Here is a 17,053-nt window from a genome sequence, read left to right as displayed (position 1 = left end):
TAACCGCCGGATGCGTCTTTTTCCACGCGGCGCTTGCTCTGCCGCAGGCTGTCGATGTTGTCGCGGCGGACCTGCTCGTAAGCCGAGCCCGTAGGCGCCGTCGTCGAGCCAGTTCCGGCGCGCCGAATGGAGTCGCTTGCCGTCTATCCGGCCATCGTAATAGGCGAAGACGCCAGGTCCCGCTTCTGTCATCCGCAGCGTCTTGTTCATCTCGCTCATGATGACTGTCCCTCGGGTCCTAGACGACCCGCACATAGCTGGTCATGCCGGTCTTCTGGTGCTCGATGATGTGGCAATGCATCACCCAGTCGCCGGGGTTGTCGGCAACCAGCGCAAGCTGGACCTTTTCGTCGGGAAGCACCAGGTAGGTGTCGGTGATCAGCGGGCTCACCGGCCGCACGCACGACGAGACGACCTGGAAATTCATCCCGTGCAGGTGGATGGGGTGTAGGTGAGGGGTGGTGTTCTGCAGGTTGATCAGGTAGCTGCGGCCGCGCTTCATCTCGGCGAGCGGCGCCGTCGGATCGGCCGTGTCTCCCGGCCACGGCACCTTGTTGATTGCCCAGAACGAATAGCCCAGCGATCCGCAGAAGGATTCGCGGGATGCGTTCTCAGCCGTGGCGCTGAGGATCAGCGGGATCTCCTCGGCATTCCTCAGGTCCGGCGCCTCGAACGGATTGGCGGCGAGCGGCGGCGTGTCGCGGATGTCGCGCTTCAGGGAAGAGCCGGTCGACCGGAAGCTGGCAACCGTCTTCGCCGTCGACGGCCGGATGTCGACGAGTGACGCCGTCTGACCTTCGCCGTCAGGCATCCGCACCACCAGGTCGGCACGCTGGCCGGGGCCGATCACCAGCGTCTGGAACGGTTGCGGAGCGGGCAGCGACTGGCCGTCGAGCGCCACGACCAGCGCCTCGGCGCCGTCCAGCCTCAGCGAGTAGATGCGCGTCACGTCGGTTGCTGCCAGCCGTACCCGCACCAGCCCGCCCGGCGGTGCATCGAAGGACGGCTGCACCTGCCAGTTGGCGCCACGCACCGTGCCGAATGTGCCGTTGCGGGCGGCGTCGCGCGGCTTGAAAGCCTCGATGAACTGGCCGTCGTCACCCAGACGCCAGTCGCGCAGGTTGATGGCGATCTCCGCATCGAACTGCGGGTCCGCCGGATCCTCGACGATCAGCAGGCCCGCCATGCCGCGGCCCATCTGCGTCAGCGTGTTACAATGCGGGTGGTACCAGAAGGTGCCGGCGTCCGGCGGCGTGAACCGGTAATCGAAGCTGTCGCCCGTGTAGACGTAGGGCTGGGTGAGGAAGGGAACGCCGTCCATGCGGTTGTCGATCCGCAATCCATGCCAGTGGATGGTCGTCGGCTCGTCCAGCCGGTTGGTCAGTCGTGCGTGAAAGGGTTCGCCGCGCTTCATCCGCAGCACAGGCGGCATCGGGTCGGCACCGGCGCTTCCGTCGCCCCAGCTCATCACGCCGCGGGTCGGGTGCCGGCCGTCGAGCACCGCCTCTGTCAGCCGCGCTTCGAGCACGGTCGGGCTGCCGGCATCGCTCGCGTAAAGACGCGCGGCTCCAAGCCCGGCGCCATAGGCACCAATCCCGGCGCAGGCCTTCAGCAATGTCCTTCGAGAAAGTCCGACCATGGCGCCTGTCCGTGGAAGCGTCGCCCGTTCTCCTTAAAGATGAGCCGCTGCCTCAGCAATAGACAAGCTGCCGCAGGCCGTCATCCGCGCGGCGGCTCCTTGGGGTCATCACCCGGTGCGCCGGCCAGCCGGCTGAAATAGGCCGAGGTGCGCAAGAGCGCCCGGAAGCGGCCCGGTCGCTGTTCCGGGGGGATCGCCGGCCGGGTGCGGATGCGCACCATCGTATAGGCAAGGAAGCCGATGAAGATGAACGAGGTGTAGATGAAGAACACCGACGGGCCGACGAACTGCAGCAGCAGCGCGGCCAGCAGCGGTCCGATCGTCGCGCCGATCGACCAGAAGAACAGCAGCCCCGCCGACACCAGCGCATGCTCCCCCGGCTTTGCGTGGTCGTTGCCATGCGCCGAGCACAGCGAATAGAGCGGCATGGCAAAGGCGCCATAGACGAAAATGCCGACGATGTTGGCGGTCTCCGCTGTTCCGGCGAAGAACGACAGATATGCGCCGGTGATGATCGTCCCGACGGTCGCCCAGATGATCACCTTGCGCCGGTCGAACCGGTCGGAATAGAGGCCGAGCGGATATTGCAGCACCACGCCGCCGATGATGCCGGCGCTCATGAAGGTGGCGATCCCCGTGACGCTCATGCCGATCTCCTGCGCATAGATCGGCCCGATATTGCGGAAGGCGGCCATGCTGAGGCCGACCGCAACGACGCCGACCACCGACAGCGGCGAAATGCGCCAGACCTCCAGGATGTTGACGTTGAGCGCTTCGGGCGGCGACGGGCTGGATTTGTCGAAGACCGAGATCGGCACCAGCGACAGGGCCATGGCGATGGCGATCAGCGAGAAGATCACCGGACCCTCGATGCCGACGGTCGGGATCAGGTATTGCGCGGCGGTCACCGAACTGAGATCGACCAGCCGGTAGACGGACAGCGTGCGGGCGCGGTTGGCATTGGTGACCTTGGCGTTGATCCAGCTTTCCACCACGGCAAACAGCGTGGCGACCGAGATGCCGATGGCAAAGCGCATGAGCGCCCAGAAGATCGGCGAGACGATCAGCGGCATCAGGATGGAGCAGCAGGCGGCGATGGCCGCCATGGCCGCAAACGTGCGGATATGGCCGATGGAGCGAAGGATGCGTGTGACTGTGAGGCAGCCGATGGCAAAGCCGATGCTATAGCCGGCGCCGATCAGTCCGATGGTCGTCGGCGCAAATCCTTCGGCCGACCCGCGCAGCGCGATATAGGTGCCCTGCAGCCCGTTGCCGCCGATCAGGATGCCGGCCGTCACGAGGAGGGGAATCAGCGGGCGGATCTGGCTCATGCGGATATCCGGGATCGGGTCTGCGGAGGGGGTGGGACGGCGAAGAGCCGTCAGACGGGGCGGGGTGATGCGATGGTTACCGTCTTAGACAAGCCCGCTCTTGAAAAACAGCCGAAAACTCGCCACACCGGTGCTCAGCCTTGACAAATCGGGCAGGCCATGCGCTTTTCCGCCCGATTTTCCCCCTGTCGGCCGAGACCTGATGCTTTGTGCCGGCACCCGTGATTCCAGGATCTTCGAAATGCACCGTTACCGCAGCCACACCTGTGCCGCCCTCCGGAAATCCGATGTCGGCCAGACCGTCCGCATCTCCGGCTGGGTCCACCGCGTTCGCGATCATGGCGGCCTGCTGTTCATCGACCTTCGCGACCACTACGGCATGACGCAGATCGTCGTCGATCCCGACAGCCCCGCCTTCAAAGCTGCCGAAACGGTGCGCGGCGAATGGGTCATTCGCATCGACGGCACCGTCAAGGCGCGCTCGGACGAGACCGTCAACAAGCAGATGGCGACCGGCGAGGTCGAGCTATACGCGCAGGAGATCGAGATCCTGTCGGAGGCCAAGGAGCTTCCGCTGCCGGTGTTCGGTGAGCCGGACTATCCGGAAGATATCCGGCTCAAGTACCGCTTCCTCGACCTGCGCCGCGACACGCTGCACAAGAACATCGTCAAGCGCACGCAGATCATCGCCGAAATGCGCCGCGGCATGGGCGAAGCCGGCTTCACCGAATATTCGACGCCGATCCTGACCGCCTCATCGCCGGAAGGCGCGCGCGACTTCCTGGTCCCGAGCCGTATCCATCCCGGCAACTTCTACGCCCTGCCGCAGGCACCGCAGCAGTACAAGCAGCTGCTGATGGTCGCCGGCTTCGACCGCTACTTCCAGATCGCGCCGTGCTTTCGCGATGAAGACCCGCGCGCCGACCGTCTGCCGGGCGAATTCTACCAGCTCGACCTGGAGATGAGCTTCGTCACCCAGGAAGACGTGTGGAACACCATGCAGCCGGTGATGACGCAAGTGTTCGAAAAGTTTGCCGACGGCAAGCCGGTTACGAAAGACTGGCCGCGTATTCCCTATGACGTCGCGATCCGCAAATACGGCTCGGACAAGCCGGACCTGCGCAACCCGATCGAGATGCAGGGCGTCACCGAGCATTTTGCCGGCTCCGGCTTCAAGGTGTTCGCCGGCATGATCGCCGCCAACCCGAAGGTCGAGATCTGGGCGATCCCGGCCAAGACCGGCGGTTCGCGCGCCTTCTGCGACCGGATGAACGCCTGGGCGCAAAGCCTGGGCCAGCCGGGCCTCGGCTACATCTTCTGGAAGGAAGAAGACGGCAAGATCGCCGGCTCCGGCCCGCTTGCCAAGAACATCGGCGAGGAGCGGACGGACGCGATCCGCACCCAGCTCGGCCTTGAAGCTGGCGATGCCTGCTTCTTCGTCGCCGGGGAGCCGTCGAAGTTCTACAAGTTCGCTGGCGAAGCCCGCACCCGCGCCGGCGAGGAACTGAACCTCGTCGACCGCGACCGGTTCGAGCTGTGCTGGATCGTCGACTTCCCGTTCTTCGAATGGAGCGACGAAGAGAAGAAGCTTGATTTCGCCCACAACCCGTTCTCGATGCCGCAGGGCGGCCTCGAGGCGCTGGAAAACCAGGATCCGCTGACGATCAAGGCCTATCAGTACGACGCCGTCTGCAACGGCTTCGAGATCGCCTCGGGCTCGATCCGAAACCAGTCGCCCGAGCTGATGGTCAAGGCGTTCGAGCTGGTCGGGCTCTCCAAGCAGGACGTCGAGGAACGCTTCGGCGGCATGTACCGCGCCTTCCAGTACGGCGCCCCTCCGCATGGCGGTTGCGCCTTCGGCATCGACCGAGTCGTCATGCTGCTGGTCGGCGCCAAGAACCTGCGCGAGATCACGCTGTTCCCGATGAACCAGCAGGCCCAGGATCTGCTGATGAACGCGCCGTCGCCGGCGGCCCCCAAGCAGCTGATGGAACTGTCGCTGCGGGTTCTACCGCCGATGAAGAAAGACTGATCGGCTCTGCATCGGCCCTGATCAGGACCCAGGTTTGAAGAGCCGTCGGCAATACTGCCGGCGGCTTTTTGCTGCGGTCAGGGATGGAACTGCAGCCGGGACCGCGCGCCGGCCCAGGATTTCAGTGGATGTGGGCGGGGGAACCAACCAGCGCCCGGGGCATTGTCAGGCCAGCATCAACGCCGAGGAGAGCAATATGCTGAAGTCCCTCATGGCCGCATCGGCGGTCCTTTTCATGTCGACCGCAGCCTTTGCGCAGTCGACCGTCATCGTCACCGAGCCGGCTCCGCCGGTTGCCGGCACCGTGGTTGTCCGTGAAATGCCGACGCAGGTCCGGACCTATGTCATGCAGCAGGAAGTACCGTCTGTCAGCTATAGCGGCGACGTTCTGGTTGGCCGCGTCCTGCCGCAGGAAGTCGAGACACATGTCGTCGATGGCTATGGCGACTATGCTTACACCGTCGTCAACGAGCGCCGCGTGATCGTCGATCCGCAGACCCGCGAAGTCATCCAGGTTCTCGACTAACACATCGGTCGAATACCAGAAGAACGCCGGGCCGAGAGCGTCATGCTCCGGGTCCGGCGTTTCTGTTTTTAGCAAGCCGCATCTGCTGCAGCGTTGGTGCCGAGGTTGCCTAACCGCCGATCTGCGGCTATGGACAGGGCATCACAAGGACCCGGGTGAGATCCCCGGGTGGCTCTTCCGGCCGCCGATCCGCCGGACAACGCAAAGCATTGGCCATTCCGACCAGGTTCGTTCCCGGCCGATGCGCATCGTTTGCGAAAAAAATCATGACATCATTCTCCACCTACCGTCGCGAATGGTTCTCCAACATTCGCGCCGACATCCTCTCCGGCATCGTCGTTGCCATGGCGCTGATCCCGGAGGCCATCGGCTTCTCGGTCATCGCTGGCGTCGATCCCAAGGTCGGGCTGTTCGCCTCCTTCGCCATCGCCTGCGTTTCGGCATTCGTCGGCGGCCGGCCCGGCATGATCTCGGCCGCCACCGCCGCCACTGCGGTCCTGATGGTGACGCTGGTTAAGGAACACGGCCTCCAATACCTGTTTGCCGCAACCCTCCTGATGGGTGCGCTGCAGATCGTCGCCGGGCTGGTGAAGCTCGGCCGCATCATGCGCTTCGTCTCGAAGTCGGTGATGACCGGTTTCGTCAACGCGCTCGCCGTCCTCATCTTCATGGCCCAGTTGCCGGAGCTTATCGGCGTGCCGGCGATGACCTACGTGATGATCGCCGCCGGCCTCGCCATCATCTATCTGTTCCCCTATGTCACCCGGGCGATCCCGTCGCCTCTGGTCGCCATCATCGTCCTGACCGTCGCCTCCCTGCTGTTCGGCATGGACCTGCGCACCGTCGGAGATCTGGGCGAACTGCCCTCGACGCTGCCGGTCTTCGCGCTCCCGCAGATCCCGCTGACCTGGGAGACGCTGCGGATCATCTTTCCGTATTCGGCGGCACTTGCGGCCGTCGGCCTTCTCGAATCGCTGCTGACCGCCAAGATCGTCGACGAGATGACCGACACGACCAGCAGCAAGAGCCAGGAATGCATCGGGCAGGGGGCAAGCAACATCGCCGCCGGCCTGATCGGCGGCATGGGCGGCTGCGCCATGATCGGCCAGTCGGTGATCAACGTCTCGTCGGGCGGCCGCGGCCGGTTGTCGACCTTCGTCGCCGGTTCGTTCCTGCTGGTCCTGCTCCTCGTCCTCGACGATTTTCTGAAGATCATCCCGATGGCGGCGCTGGTTGCGATCATGATCATGGTGTCGATCGGCACCTTCTCGTGGCGCTCGATCCCGGACCTGCGGCGCAATCCGTGGTCGTCTTCCGTCGTCATGCTGGCGACGGTCATCACCGTCGTCGTCACGCATGACCTGTCGATGGGTGTGCTGGCGGGTGTCCTGCTGTCCGGCATCTTCTTTGCCGGCAAGGTCGCAAAACTCTTCCGCATCAGCTCGACGATCAGCGACGACGGAAAGCACCGCACCTATCGCATCGAGGGCCAGATCTTCTTTGCATCCACGGAAGGTTTCGTCGCCGCGTTCGAGTTCGCCGAGCCCCTGAGCCGGGTGACGCTGGATGTGTCGGGAGCCCATCTGTGGGACATCTCGGCCGTCGGCGCGCTGGACCAGGTGGTCCTGAAGTTCCGCCGCCATGGCGTGGATGTCGATGTGCAGGGATTGAACGCCGCAAGCGAAAGCATGATCGATCGCTATGCGCTGCACGACAAGCAGCATGCGTCAGTGGCAGCGGCGACCGGACACTGAGTGGCCGACATCGGCATTAGTTGAAGACGATAGGGTCATTCTACGCGCCGCCGGTTGCGGCGCGTAGAACGGGTTGGCATGCCGACTATTCGTTTGCCGTCACGGTCACGCCCAGCATGTCGGGCAGCGTGTTCGGGGCAGCCTGCGCGGCGCCGATGATCATCGGCAGCGGGATCGGCTTCGGCGGCTCTGCGGTGATCGTCAGGTTGCGCGGGTTGTCGATGAAGGTGTTGATGGCCGCCGACAGGCTGGTCTGCAACGTCGGCAGGTTCAACTGGGCCAGCATCAGCGGCGCCATGCCCTTGACCATCATCGCCATCTGCTGCCCGGAGACGCCCTGGCTCTTGCCGGCATAGTCCAGCCCGCGCTTGGTGATGCCGGCATCCTCGAAGCTGATCTCGGCATTGTTGAAGGTCAACTGCTGCAGCAGTCCGAGCATCGCCAGGCCGGCGGCCTGCTTGGCGGCTTCCTTGTCCGGATTGGCTTCGGAGGCGCGCGCGGTTTCCTGCGCCGACTTGATGAAGCCGATCGTGTAGCCGGAAAGGCTGAACGACATGTTCAGCCTGCCGACATCGGCGAAATCCAGGGCATATTCATCGACGTTGATCGTGCCGGGCTCGGCTTCCCAGCTGCCCTGCATGGAAATCTTGCCGTTGATCGTCGTCAGTCCGAGGCTCTGGATGGTTTCCAGCGACTTCGGATCGTCGACGACGCTGAGGTCGGCCGTCACGCCATCCACCAGCGTGTCGAAGCTGATGCCGGAATTGTCGTCCGCGCGCTCCAGGTTGGCGGTCGTCTCGCGGATCGACGCGACCTGCTTGCCCTTGACGGTGACGGTCACCGGGCCGGCATGGCCGCGCTCGTAGAAGAGGAAGGAATCGACGTTCGGTCCGCCGGCGCTGCCCGGGATCGAGACATTGGCGAAGTAGAGGTCGCTCGCCGTGATCGTCGTATCTTCCTGCGTCGAATTGACGTTGGGGAACACGGCCTTGCTGATCGCGTATCCACCATCGCTGCCTTCCTCGACGCCCTCCAGCACGATGTCGCCGACCGTCATCCGCTCGCCATCCTTGGCGTCGGCGATCGACAGACCCTTCAGCGTCACGGTCGCGCCACTGACGTCGATACCGGCAACCTGCACGTCCTCCGGCTGGAGATTGACCGAGGCAACGATCTTCTTGAACAGGTCGTTGCCGTCGAGAGCGAAAGCGGGCGAGGAGACCAGCGCGATAGCGGCGCCGGCGACGAGAAGCCGGGTGGTACGGGTCAGGATCATGGGCGGTCCTCCTGCGCCCGATGGGGCGCCACTGGTTGTTTTTATCGGGTGTCAGTTATAGGCGCCGGAGAGGAAACGTCCATTGCTTTTCCACAGGCTGGCGGCCATTTGCCGACCTTGCAGCGGAGGTTCATCCACAGGCGGTTTGCCTGTCTTTCTTGCCGGGAATCAGGCTTTCCGGTAGTCAAGCCCCATGGGACAAAATCTAGTACCTCCGCCCGGTGACGGCGGCGACGATCATATCCTGCCGATCGACCTGAAGGCGGCGCTCGAGGAGCGCTATCTCGCCTATGCTCTGTCGACCATCATGCACCGGGCGCTTCCCGACGTCCGCGACGGGCTGAAGCCGGTTCACCGGCGCATCATCCATGCGATGAGCGAGATGGGCATCCGGCCGAATTCGGCGTTCAAGAAGTGCGCCCGTATCGTCGGCGACGTCATCGGTAAGTTTCACCCGCACGGCGACCAGTCGGTCTACGATGCGCTGGTGCGCCTCGCGCAGGACTTCTCGCAGCGCTACCCGGTCGTCGACGGCCAGGGCAATTTCGGCAATATCGATGGCGATAGCGCTGCCGCCTATCGATACACCGAAGCTCGCATGACCGAGGTCGCGGCCCTGCTGCTCGAGGGTATCGACCAGGACGCGGTGGATTTTCGCCCCACCTACAACGAGGAAGACGAGGAGCCGACGGTCCTGCCGGGGGCTTTCCCGAACCTGCTTGCCAATGGCGCTTCGGGCATCGCTGTGGGCATGGCCACCTCGATCCCGCCGCACAATGCCCACGAACTCTGCGACGCCGCGCTGCATCTCATCCGCCATCCGGACGCGACGATCGAGAAGCTGGTCGAGTTCATTCCCGGTCCAGACCTGCCGACCGGCGGCATCATTATCGACAACCGCGAGCAGATCATCGAGGCCTACAGGACCGGCCGCGGCGGGTTTCGCGTGCGTGCGAAATGGGAGACCGAGGATCTTGGCCGCGGCGGCTATCAGATCATCATCACCGAGATCCCCTTCCAGGTGCAGAAGTCGCGGCTGATCGAGAAGATCGCCGAGCTTCTCATCGCCCGCAAGCTGCCGCTGCTGGAAGACGTGCGCGACGAATCGGCCGAGGACGTGCGCGTCGTGCTGGTGCCGAAGAGCCGCACCGTCGATGCCACCCTGCTGATGGAATCGCTGTTCCGGCTGACCGAGCTGGAAAACCGTATCCCGCTCAACATGAACGTCTTGTCGATGGGCCGTGTGCCCAAGGTCATGGCGCTCAACGAGGTGCTGCTCGAGTGGCTCGCGCACCGCAAGGAAGTCCTGGTACGGCGCTCCAGATTCCGGTTGGCGGCGATCGACCGGCGTCTGGAAATCCTGGGCGGCCTTCTGATCGCCTACCTCAACCTCGACGAGGTGATCCGCATTATCCGCGAGGAGGACGAACCGAAGCCGGTGATGGTCGCCAAGTGGCAGCTCACCGATATTCAGGTCGAGGCAATCCTCAACATGCGGCTGCGCAACCTGCGCAAGCTGGAAGAGTTCGAGATCCGCAAGGAGTTCGACGAACTGACCAAGGAGAAGGCCGACATCGAGTCGCTGCTCGCTTCCGACGAGAAGCAGTGGAAGGTGATCGAGCACGAGATCCAGGCTGTCCGCAAGGCGTTCGCCAAGGGTCGCGGCAAGCCCTTTGCCCGCCTGACGCAGTTTGCCGATGCGCCGGAGGCCGATCTCGAGGCCATCCAGCAGTCGATGATCGAGAAGGAGCCGATCACCGTCGTCATCTCGCAGAAGGGCTGGATCCGGGCGCTGAAGGGTCACATCTCCGACACCACGAGCCTGACCTTCAAGGAAGGCGACGGCCCGAAACTGGCCTTCCCCGCCCAGACGACCGACAAGATCCTGCTGCTGACCACCGGCGGCAAGGCCTATACGCTCGGCGCCGACAAGCTGCCGGGCGGACGCGGACACGGCGAACCGATCCGCATTATCGTCGATATGGAAAACGATCAGGACGTGCTGACCGCTTTTGTCCACGACGCGTCACGTAAGCTGATCCTCGCCTCGACCGCCGGCAACGGCTTTGTCGTGGCCGAGACCGAGCTCGTCGCCAACACCCGCAAGGGCAAGCAGGTGATGAACGTCGCCATGCCGGACGAGGCGAAGTTGGTGATCACCGTATCCGGTGACCACGTGGCAATCGTCGGAGAGAACCGCAAGCTGCTGGTCTTCCCGCTGTCGCAGCTGCCGGAAATGACCCGCGGCAAGGGCGTACGCATGCAGCGCTACAAGGATGGCGGCATTTCCGACGTGAAGTGCTTCGCCATCGCCGACGGACTAACCTGGGAAGATACTGCCGGACGCATGTTTACCAAGTCGAAGGATGAACTGGTCGAGTGGCTGGCCGATCGCGCCACCGCTGGCCGCGCCGTGCCGAAGGGCTTTCCGCGCAGCGGCAAGTTTGCCGGGTAGCACGACAAGCCTCCGGCACCTCGTGGTGCCGGAGGCTTGTCAGCCTCTATTCGGCGAGCTTCTTCAGAGCCACCTTGTATTTTTCCATGACGACCGCGGCGGCTTCCAGTTGCCGCTCCAGATCGTCCTGATCCGCAGCATTGCCACCCACGGGCTTCAAGAACCACAGGCCCACCCGTTCGCTCAATTCCAGCTGGTCGCCGGGACTCACGCCCATGCGTTTCAGAACGTCTTGAGGAATGATGATCCCTTGGGATGTACCGATGTGACAAACGTCGAAGTTCATGGCTCCCTCCATTCTCACTGGTCGCAGCGATTGCTGACCGCTGCCGCATTCTACCGTTTAAGGTAGCTCGCCGTCCTCATCGACGAACCGTTCCCAGCCCCTTGCAGTCAGGTGCTCCTGCGGCTGGAAACGCGTCTTGTAATGCATCTTCGCAGATCCCTTTACCCAGTAGCCGAGATAGACATGCGGCAGGCCGAGCTGGCGGGTGCGGTTGATGTGGTCGAGGATCATGAAGGTACCGAGCGACCGCCGCTCCTCATCCGGGTTGAAGAAGGAATACACCATCGACAGGCCGTCGCTCATCTGGTCGGTGAGGGCGACCGCGATCAGTTCGCCCTTCGGCTCGTCGCCGATGCCTTCGCCGGGAACGCGTTTGCGGTATTCGATGAGCCGCGTGTTGACGTGGGTGTCTTCGATCATGATGGCATAGTCGAGCGCCGACATGTCCGACATGCCGCCGCGCTGGTGGCGGTCGTCGAGATAGCGGCGGAAGAGCGAGAACTGTTCGGTCGACGGCTGGGCCGGCATCATCGTGCCGACGAGATCCGAATTGAGGGAGAGGATCCGCCGCATCGAGCGGCGCGGTATGAATTCGCCGGTCAGGATGCGGACCGAGACGCAGGCGCGGCAGCCTTCGCAGGCTGGGCGATAGGCGATGTTCTGCGATCGGCGAAAGCCTCCCTGGGTCAGGAGGTCGTTCATCTCCGCCGCGCGCGGACCCACCAGGTGTGTAAACACCTTCCGTTCAAGCTCTCCGGCAAGATAGGGGCATACTGCCGGAGCCGTCAGATAAAACTGCGGTGAGGGCGTCGCCTGAGTATTCATCCGCGAAAACCGACCTTTGCTGCCGTAAAGAGAGCGATGCCCGACACGATCGCCAACCGATCAGGATAGCATGGCGCAACTTCGCAAAACGTCAACCTTTGCAAGGGCCGCCGCCGGCAACGAAATGTGTCAGGAGGTCCGCACGACCACGGTTCCGAGCAGCAGGTCGTGGATCAGCCTTGAGCGGTCGGTAAACAGGCCGGCGAGCAGGACGAGCGGTGTCAGCACCGAGTTGATGATCCAGAACAGCACCATGTGCACGACCGCCGTCATGAAGTCGATCCGCCTTCCATCGAGGCGCACCATGGCGATGCCCACCGCCCGCATGCCGGGGCTTGCCTGGCCCGATCCGCCGAGCGACATGCCGAAGTAGAGAAGCGCGACGATGACGAACAGCGCCGGGTAGAGGAGGAAGCCGAGGCCGAGGGTCAGGATACCGAGGAAGAACACCACGACCGCTGCCGGGATGCACAGAAGCAGCACCAGCACGTAGTCGATGATGAAGGCAAACACCCGCCGGGACAGCACGCCGCTATAGGCACGCCAGTCCTCGGGGGCGGCAACGACGGGATTGTTGTCCAACGACATCGGGGTCTCCTCGGGTTCTTCGCCGGATATAAGGATCGTCCGGTCGCACCACAATAGACCCGCGCGCGGTCGCCGCCTAGCGGCCCGATCGGCTCGGCGGCGACCGTTTCAGGCGTTTTTCAGCTTCTTTGCGGCCTCTATCGAGAAATAGGTGAGGATCCCGTCGCAGCCGGCGCGCTTGAAGCACAGCAGCGTCTCCATCATGATCCGCTCGCCGTCGATCCAGCCGTTCATCGCGGCTGCCTTGATCTGCGTGTACTCGCCGGACACCTGATAGGCATAGGTCGGCAGACCGAAGGCCTCCTTCATCCGCCAACAGATGTCGAGATAGGCGATACCGGGCTTGACCATCAGCATGTCGGCGCCTTCCTCGACGTCCATCGCCGCGTCGCGCAGCGCCTCAGTGCCGTTTGCCGGGCTGATATAGTAGCTGTTCTTGTCGCCCTTCAGCAGTCCGCCGGTGTTGATCGCCTCGCGGTAGGGACCGTAATAGCCCGACGCGAACTTCGTCGCATAGGACATGATGCCGACATCCTGGTGGCCGGCTGCATCCAGCGCCCGGCGGATCGCGCCGATGCGCCCGTCCATCATTTCCGAGGGTGCGATGATATCGGCGCCCGCATCCGCCTGCAGCACCGCCGCACGCGCCACCTGGTCGACCGTTTCGTCGTTGACGATGATCCCGTCGCGCAGGATGCCGTCATGCCCGTGGGAGGTGAACGGGTCGAGCGCCACGTCGGTGATGATGCCGATCTCGGGCACCGCCTTTTTCACCGCGCGGGTGAACAGGTTGATCAGGTTGTCACGCTCGAGGATCTGCGAGCCGGTCGGGTCGCGCTTCTCCATCTCGACGTCGGGGAAGGGGGCGATCGCCGGGATGCCGAGATCGGCCGCCTCGCGGATTGCCTCGACGGCCTTGTCGACGCTCATCCGGTTGACCCCCGGCATCGCACGGATCGGATCGACGATGTTTTCGCCAGGCACGATGAAGATGGGCCAGATCAGGTCGTCTACCGTCAGCCGGTTTTCCTGGGTCAGGCGCCGCGTCCAGTCAGCCTTCCTGTTGCGGCGCATCCGCCGATGGCCGGTGATGGTATCCACGAGATGGGTCTTGTCGTTCATGACGGGCCTCTTTGGTCGTTTCTTCCGCACGGTGTCGATGTCGAACGCGACTTATCATGCCGCGCCGGTGTTTGCGAAGGGACAGGCTGCCGCACCGCTGGCAAGCCGTTGGAAAGCCCGCTATCTTCGCGGCATGGAACCTGATTCACATGTCACGCCGAAAGCCAGCCTCGTCGAGATCCTGTTCGTGGTCTTTCTCCGGCTGACTGCCATCCTGTGCTTCTGGTTCGGCCTGCAGTACTGGGCTATGCTGGTGGGCTACAGCTTCGACGGGCGGGCCCGCTTCGATCTACTTAGCCTGCCGTGGCGCGTCGCCGCCTCGGCGCTTGCCGTCGCCTATCCCGTCGTCTCGCTCGGCCTCTGGCTTGCAACCTCCTGGGGTGCGGTCCTGTGGGTCATGGCGGCGGGAGCGCAATTGCTGATGTATCGGGTCTGGCCGGAAATCTACGGCCACAACGTCATCGTGCCGCTGCTGCACGGGCTGGTCGCCGCCCTCTATATCGTCTTCCGACTGGCTCTCTGGCTGGAGGAAAAGCGCAAGATGGAAGAGCGGGTAAGGGTTGATTTACCCTGATTTCTAAGCTTTGACGGCCCTGTTGACGGCAGTTTTTTAGCCTAACTATCTGATTCTATTGAAGTCAAATATCCGAGCGCAGCACCTGTCGGCGGTTCGCGGCGTTTCGTCTGTGGGCATTAAGCAGCTGTTAGCCGTGTGTTTTAAGTCGAATTTTATGCGCATTCGATAGTGTCACTCACAAGGCGGGAAGAAACAGACACCGCCAAACAAAACAGTGAGGCAGACATGTTGAACACCAAGATCAAGCCGCAGGCAACCGCAGCAGCCGAGACCCAGGACGACGCCATCCGCAACCTGTACATGGAATCGCTCCACCTGGTTGAACGTCTTCACCGCCGTCTGCTGGACGTCATCAAGGACGAGTTCGACCGCCAGGGTCGCGACGACGTCAACGCCGTCCAGGCACTCCTCCTCTTCAACATCGGCAATTCCGAACTGACCGCCGGCGAGCTTCGCTCCCGCGGCTACTACCTGGGCTCCAACGTTTCGTACAACGTCAAGAAGCTCGTCGATCTCGGCCTCATCAACCACCAGAAGTCGCGCATCGACCGTCGCTCGGTCCGCATCAGCCTGACCAAGTCCGGCCAGGAAATCGCCGAAGTCGTCGCCAAGCTCTACGAACGCCACATCGGCTCGATCGAAAAGGTCGGCGGCATCGGCGAGAGCGAGTTCGGCCAGATGAACAAGCTGCTCCAGCGCCTCGACCGCTTCTGGAACGACTCGATCGCCTACCGCATGTGAGACCCCGTCGGCCACGGGTCTGATCCACCGGTCCCGCGTCGCTGCACTCCCAGACATACCTCCAGTTCCGATCAAAACCGGATGCGTTCCCTGCGCGTCCGGTTTTCTCGCGTTTGCGCGCGGTGCAGGGCGCCGGGGTGTCGCGTCAGGGTCACGCGGCAACACGTGGCTGTGAGACGCCGCCTCCTGACAAGAATTGGCCATATTGCTATGGGACCGCCAGAGGCAGTTGTAGCGCGTGGAAGCGAGCCGTCCGGACCTTGTCCGCGTGCGGATGCGCCGAGATTGGACAATGCGGGCTTTTGGCCTTTCCCGCACGACGCTTTATTAACCATATCGCTGTAGGCACTGTCCGATGTGCTTGCGGATAACATGGATCGAATGATGTCGAAAAAGAGCGAATCCGAACTTGTTTCCCGCCGGACCCTGCTGCGGTCTGCCGTCTCCCTTGGAGCGGCCACGCTTGCCGCACCGGCTCTGGCGCAGGATGCCCTCCAGGGGCTGATCTCGTCGCCGCGCCGCGGCACGTGGGATGATCAGTTCGATGGTGGGACATCGCGTTCGGCCGTCGGCGTCACGTCCAACAATCCCGTCCTCGGCCCGACCGGCCCTGCCAATATCCAGCAGGCGATCGCGCAGTACCAGGACATCGTCCAGAACGGCGGCTGGCCGGAAGTCAACTCGCAGCAGACGCTGCGCATCGGCGTCAGCGATCCGGCGGTCCAGCAGCTGCGCCAGCGCCTGATGATCGCCGGCGACCTGCCGCGCGAAGCGGGCATCTCCAGCGCCTTCGACAGCTATGTCGACGGTGCCGTCAAGCGCTTCCAGGCCCGCCACGGCCTGCCGGCCGACGGCGTCCTCGGCGAGTACTCGGTTAAGGCGATGAACATCCCGGCGCAGACCCGGCTGATGCAGCTCGAGACCAACCTCGTGCGCCTGCAGTCGATGGCCGGCGATCTCGGCAACCGCTACATGATGGTCAACATCCCGGCAGCCTATGTCGAAGCCGTCGAGAACGATCGCGTGGCGCTGCGCAACACGGCAGTCGTCGGCCGCATCGACCGTCCGACGCATGCCATCAACTCGAAGGTCTACGAGGTCATCCTCAACCCTTACTGGACGGCACCCCGCTCGATCGTCGAGAAGGACATCGTGCCGCTGATGCGCAAGGATCCGACCTACCTGACGCGCAACAACATTCGTCTGTTCGACGGCAGGGGCCAGGAAGTGGCGCCGGAAACCGTCGACTGGAATGCACCAAAGGCACCGAACCTGATGTTCCGCCAGGACCCGGGCAAGATCAACGCCATGGCCTCGACGAAGATCAACTTCCACAATCCGAACAACGAATACATGCACGACACGCCTCAGCAGGGCCTGTTCAACAAGCTGATGCGGTTCGAATCGTCCGGTTGCATGCGCGTCCAGAACGTCCGCGACCTGGTCACCTGGCTGCTGCGCGATACGCCCGGCTGGTCGCGCCAGGAAATCGAGCGGGTCATCAACGCCCGCCAGAACACGCCGATCAAGCTGGCCCAGGAAGTGCCGGTCTACATCGTCTACATCACCGCATGGTCGGCGAAGGACCGCGTCGTGCAGTTCCGCGACGACATCTACCAGCGCGACGGCAATCAGGAGCTGGCGCTGCAGACGACCACCGGCATCGAAAAGTCGGCCGGTTCGATCGACGACGACATGCTGCCGCAATAAGCGACGGAACATGGAATTCAGCAAAAGGCGGACCTTCGGGTTCGCCTTTTTTGTGCTGGCGGACAGGATGCTCGTCGCAGGATGGGTTCCGGTGCGATCGGTGCGGAGGCTGCGGGTGGACCGCCGGTTGCGGCGGCGCCTCGCTTCTGCTTCATTCGGCCAGGGCCGATCCGCTGGGGGAGCGGCGCACG

General features: G+C 63.4%; 14 protein-coding genes, 1 pseudogene and 1 other annotated feature. Of the genes and pseudogenes, 7 read left to right on the top strand and 8 right to left on the bottom strand.

What is annotated here, in order from left to right; translation table 11 throughout:
- Positions 1 to 78 precede the first annotated feature (78 nt).
- From ACR65N_RS02025 to ACR65N_RS02015, 3 genes and pseudogenes are all read right to left on the bottom strand, one after another.
- A pseudogene (locus ACR65N_RS02025) lies at positions 79 to 219 on the bottom strand (MBL fold metallo-hydrolase); the annotation flags it as partial.
- Between the two features lie 19 nt (positions 220 to 238).
- Positions 239 to 1,639, bottom strand: coding sequence for a multicopper oxidase family protein (locus ACR65N_RS02020; protein WP_440455523.1), 1,401 nt, complete (start codon positions 1,637 to 1,639; stop codon positions 239 to 241).
- An 80-nt stretch (positions 1,640 to 1,719) separates the two neighbouring features.
- The gene (locus ACR65N_RS02015) at positions 1,720 to 2,970 is read right to left on the bottom strand and encodes an MFS transporter (RefSeq protein WP_440455522.1); all 1,251 of its coding nucleotides are present in this window, start codon (positions 2,968 to 2,970) and stop codon (positions 1,720 to 1,722) included.
- Between the two features lie 241 nt (positions 2,971 to 3,211).
- Here ACR65N_RS02015 and aspS point away from each other — a divergent pair, with 241 nt between their 5' ends.
- From aspS to ACR65N_RS02000, 3 genes are all read left to right on the top strand, one after another.
- Entirely contained in the window at positions 3,212 to 5,002 is a 1,791-nt protein-coding gene (gene aspS / locus ACR65N_RS02010) for an aspartate--tRNA ligase (protein WP_440455521.1), read from the top strand.
- Between the two features lie 196 nt (positions 5,003 to 5,198).
- Complete coding sequence (locus ACR65N_RS02005; protein ID WP_430305203.1) at positions 5,199 to 5,528, top strand: DUF1236 domain-containing protein; 330 nt, start codon at positions 5,199 to 5,201, stop codon at positions 5,526 to 5,528.
- Between the two features lie 144 nt (positions 5,529 to 5,672).
- Positions 5,673 to 5,730: a sequence feature (sul1 is cis-regulatory element that is thought to sense ions involved in sulfur or methionine metabolism; They are found in Alphaproteobacteria), on the top strand.
- 64 nt (positions 5,731 to 5,794) lie between these two features.
- Positions 5,795 to 7,282 carry a SulP family inorganic anion transporter gene (locus ACR65N_RS02000; protein ID WP_440455520.1) on the top strand — a complete coding sequence of 496 codons (1,488 nt, stop codon included), beginning with the start codon at positions 5,795 to 5,797 and terminating at the stop codon, positions 7,280 to 7,282.
- Positions 7,283 to 7,367: 85 nt separating this feature from the next.
- Here ACR65N_RS02000 and ACR65N_RS01995 read toward each other — a convergent pair whose 3' ends face one another.
- Positions 7,368 to 8,558, bottom strand: a complete 1,191-nt coding sequence (locus ACR65N_RS01995) for an aq_1923 C-terminal domain (RefSeq protein WP_430305201.1) — start codon at positions 8,556 to 8,558, stop codon at positions 7,368 to 7,370.
- Between the two features lie 193 nt (positions 8,559 to 8,751).
- On the opposite strand from ACR65N_RS01995, the gene parC reads away from it, so the two are divergent.
- Positions 8,752 to 11,013, top strand: coding sequence for a DNA topoisomerase IV subunit A (parC, locus tag ACR65N_RS01990; protein ID WP_440455519.1), 2,262 nt, complete (start codon positions 8,752 to 8,754; stop codon positions 11,011 to 11,013).
- A gap of 46 nt (positions 11,014 to 11,059) precedes the next feature.
- On the opposite strand, the gene ACR65N_RS01985 is transcribed toward parC, so the two are convergent.
- From ACR65N_RS01985 to hemB, 4 genes are all read right to left on the bottom strand, one after another.
- Positions 11,060 to 11,299: an AbrB/MazE/SpoVT family DNA-binding domain-containing protein gene (locus ACR65N_RS01985; RefSeq protein WP_440455518.1), complete on the bottom strand. Its 240-nt coding sequence runs from the start codon at positions 11,297 to 11,299 to the stop codon at positions 11,060 to 11,062.
- A gap of 57 nt (positions 11,300 to 11,356) precedes the next feature.
- Complete coding sequence (locus tag ACR65N_RS01980) at positions 11,357 to 12,124, bottom strand: arginyltransferase (protein WP_440455517.1); 768 nt, start codon at positions 12,122 to 12,124, stop codon at positions 11,357 to 11,359.
- 129 nt (positions 12,125 to 12,253) lie between these two features.
- A complete protein-coding gene (locus ACR65N_RS01975) occupies positions 12,254 to 12,712 on the bottom strand; it encodes an RDD family protein (RefSeq protein WP_430305196.1) in 459 nt (152 codons plus the stop codon).
- Positions 12,713 to 12,820: 108 nt separating this feature from the next.
- A complete protein-coding gene (gene hemB, locus ACR65N_RS01970) occupies positions 12,821 to 13,834 on the bottom strand; it encodes a porphobilinogen synthase (protein WP_440455516.1) in 1,014 nt (337 codons plus the stop codon).
- A 133-nt stretch (positions 13,835 to 13,967) separates the two neighbouring features.
- Between hemB and ACR65N_RS01965 the strand changes: the two genes are divergently transcribed.
- The 3 genes from ACR65N_RS01965 (at position 13,968) to ACR65N_RS01955 (ending at position 16,862) form a co-directional block, all read left to right on the top strand.
- A complete protein-coding gene (locus ACR65N_RS01965) occupies positions 13,968 to 14,408 on the top strand; it encodes a DUF6163 family protein (RefSeq protein ID WP_440456101.1) in 441 nt (146 codons plus the stop codon).
- A gap of 231 nt (positions 14,409 to 14,639) precedes the next feature.
- Positions 14,640 to 15,152 (top strand): transcriptional regulator LdtR, encoded by a 513-nt coding sequence (gene ldtR / locus ACR65N_RS01960; protein WP_440456100.1) that lies wholly within the window; start codon positions 14,640 to 14,642, stop codon positions 15,150 to 15,152.
- A gap of 384 nt (positions 15,153 to 15,536) precedes the next feature.
- Positions 15,537 to 16,862 (top strand): L,D-transpeptidase family protein, encoded by a 1,326-nt coding sequence (locus ACR65N_RS01955; protein WP_430305192.1) that lies wholly within the window; start codon positions 15,537 to 15,539, stop codon positions 16,860 to 16,862.
- Positions 16,863 to 17,053: the final 191 nt, after the last annotated feature.

Source organism: Rhizobium sp. SAFR-030, assembly GCF_059415005.1.
This window is presented reverse-complemented; position numbering and strand designations above follow the sequence as displayed.

Bases quoted from the DNA above. Each gene is read 5' to 3' on its own strand.
- ACR65N_RS01965 (WP_440456101.1), top strand. From the start codon at position 13,968: ATGGAACCTGATTCACATGTCACGCCGAAAGCCAGCCTCGTCGAGATC.
- ACR65N_RS01955 (WP_430305192.1), top strand. From the start codon at position 15,537: ATGTCGAAAAAGAGCGAATCCGAACTTGTTTCCCGCCGGACCCTGCTG.
- ACR65N_RS02015 (WP_440455522.1), bottom strand. From the start codon at position 2,970: ATGAGCCAGATCCGCCCGCTGATTCCCCTCCTCGTGACGGCCGGCATC.
- ACR65N_RS02020 (WP_440455523.1), bottom strand. From the start codon at position 1,639: ATGGTCGGACTTTCTCGAAGGACATTGCTGAAGGCCTGCGCCGGGATT.
- ACR65N_RS02000 (WP_440455520.1), top strand. From the start codon at position 5,795: ATGACATCATTCTCCACCTACCGTCGCGAATGGTTCTCCAACATTCGC.
- ACR65N_RS01975 (WP_430305196.1), bottom strand. From the start codon at position 12,712: ATGTCGTTGGACAACAATCCCGTCGTTGCCGCCCCCGAGGACTGGCGT.
- ACR65N_RS02005 (WP_430305203.1), top strand. From the start codon at position 5,199: ATGCTGAAGTCCCTCATGGCCGCATCGGCGGTCCTTTTCATGTCGACC.
- hemB (WP_440455516.1), bottom strand. From the start codon at position 13,834: ATGAACGACAAGACCCATCTCGTGGATACCATCACCGGCCATCGGCGG.
- aspS (WP_440455521.1), top strand. From the start codon at position 3,212: ATGCACCGTTACCGCAGCCACACCTGTGCCGCCCTCCGGAAATCCGAT.
- parC (WP_440455519.1), top strand. From the start codon at position 8,752: ATGGGACAAAATCTAGTACCTCCGCCCGGTGACGGCGGCGACGATCAT.
- ACR65N_RS01980 (WP_440455517.1), bottom strand. From the start codon at position 12,124: ATGAATACTCAGGCGACGCCCTCACCGCAGTTTTATCTGACGGCTCCG.
- ACR65N_RS01995 (WP_430305201.1), bottom strand. From the start codon at position 8,558: ATGATCCTGACCCGTACCACCCGGCTTCTCGTCGCCGGCGCCGCTATC.
- ACR65N_RS01985 (WP_440455518.1), bottom strand. From the start codon at position 11,299: ATGAACTTCGACGTTTGTCACATCGGTACATCCCAAGGGATCATCATT.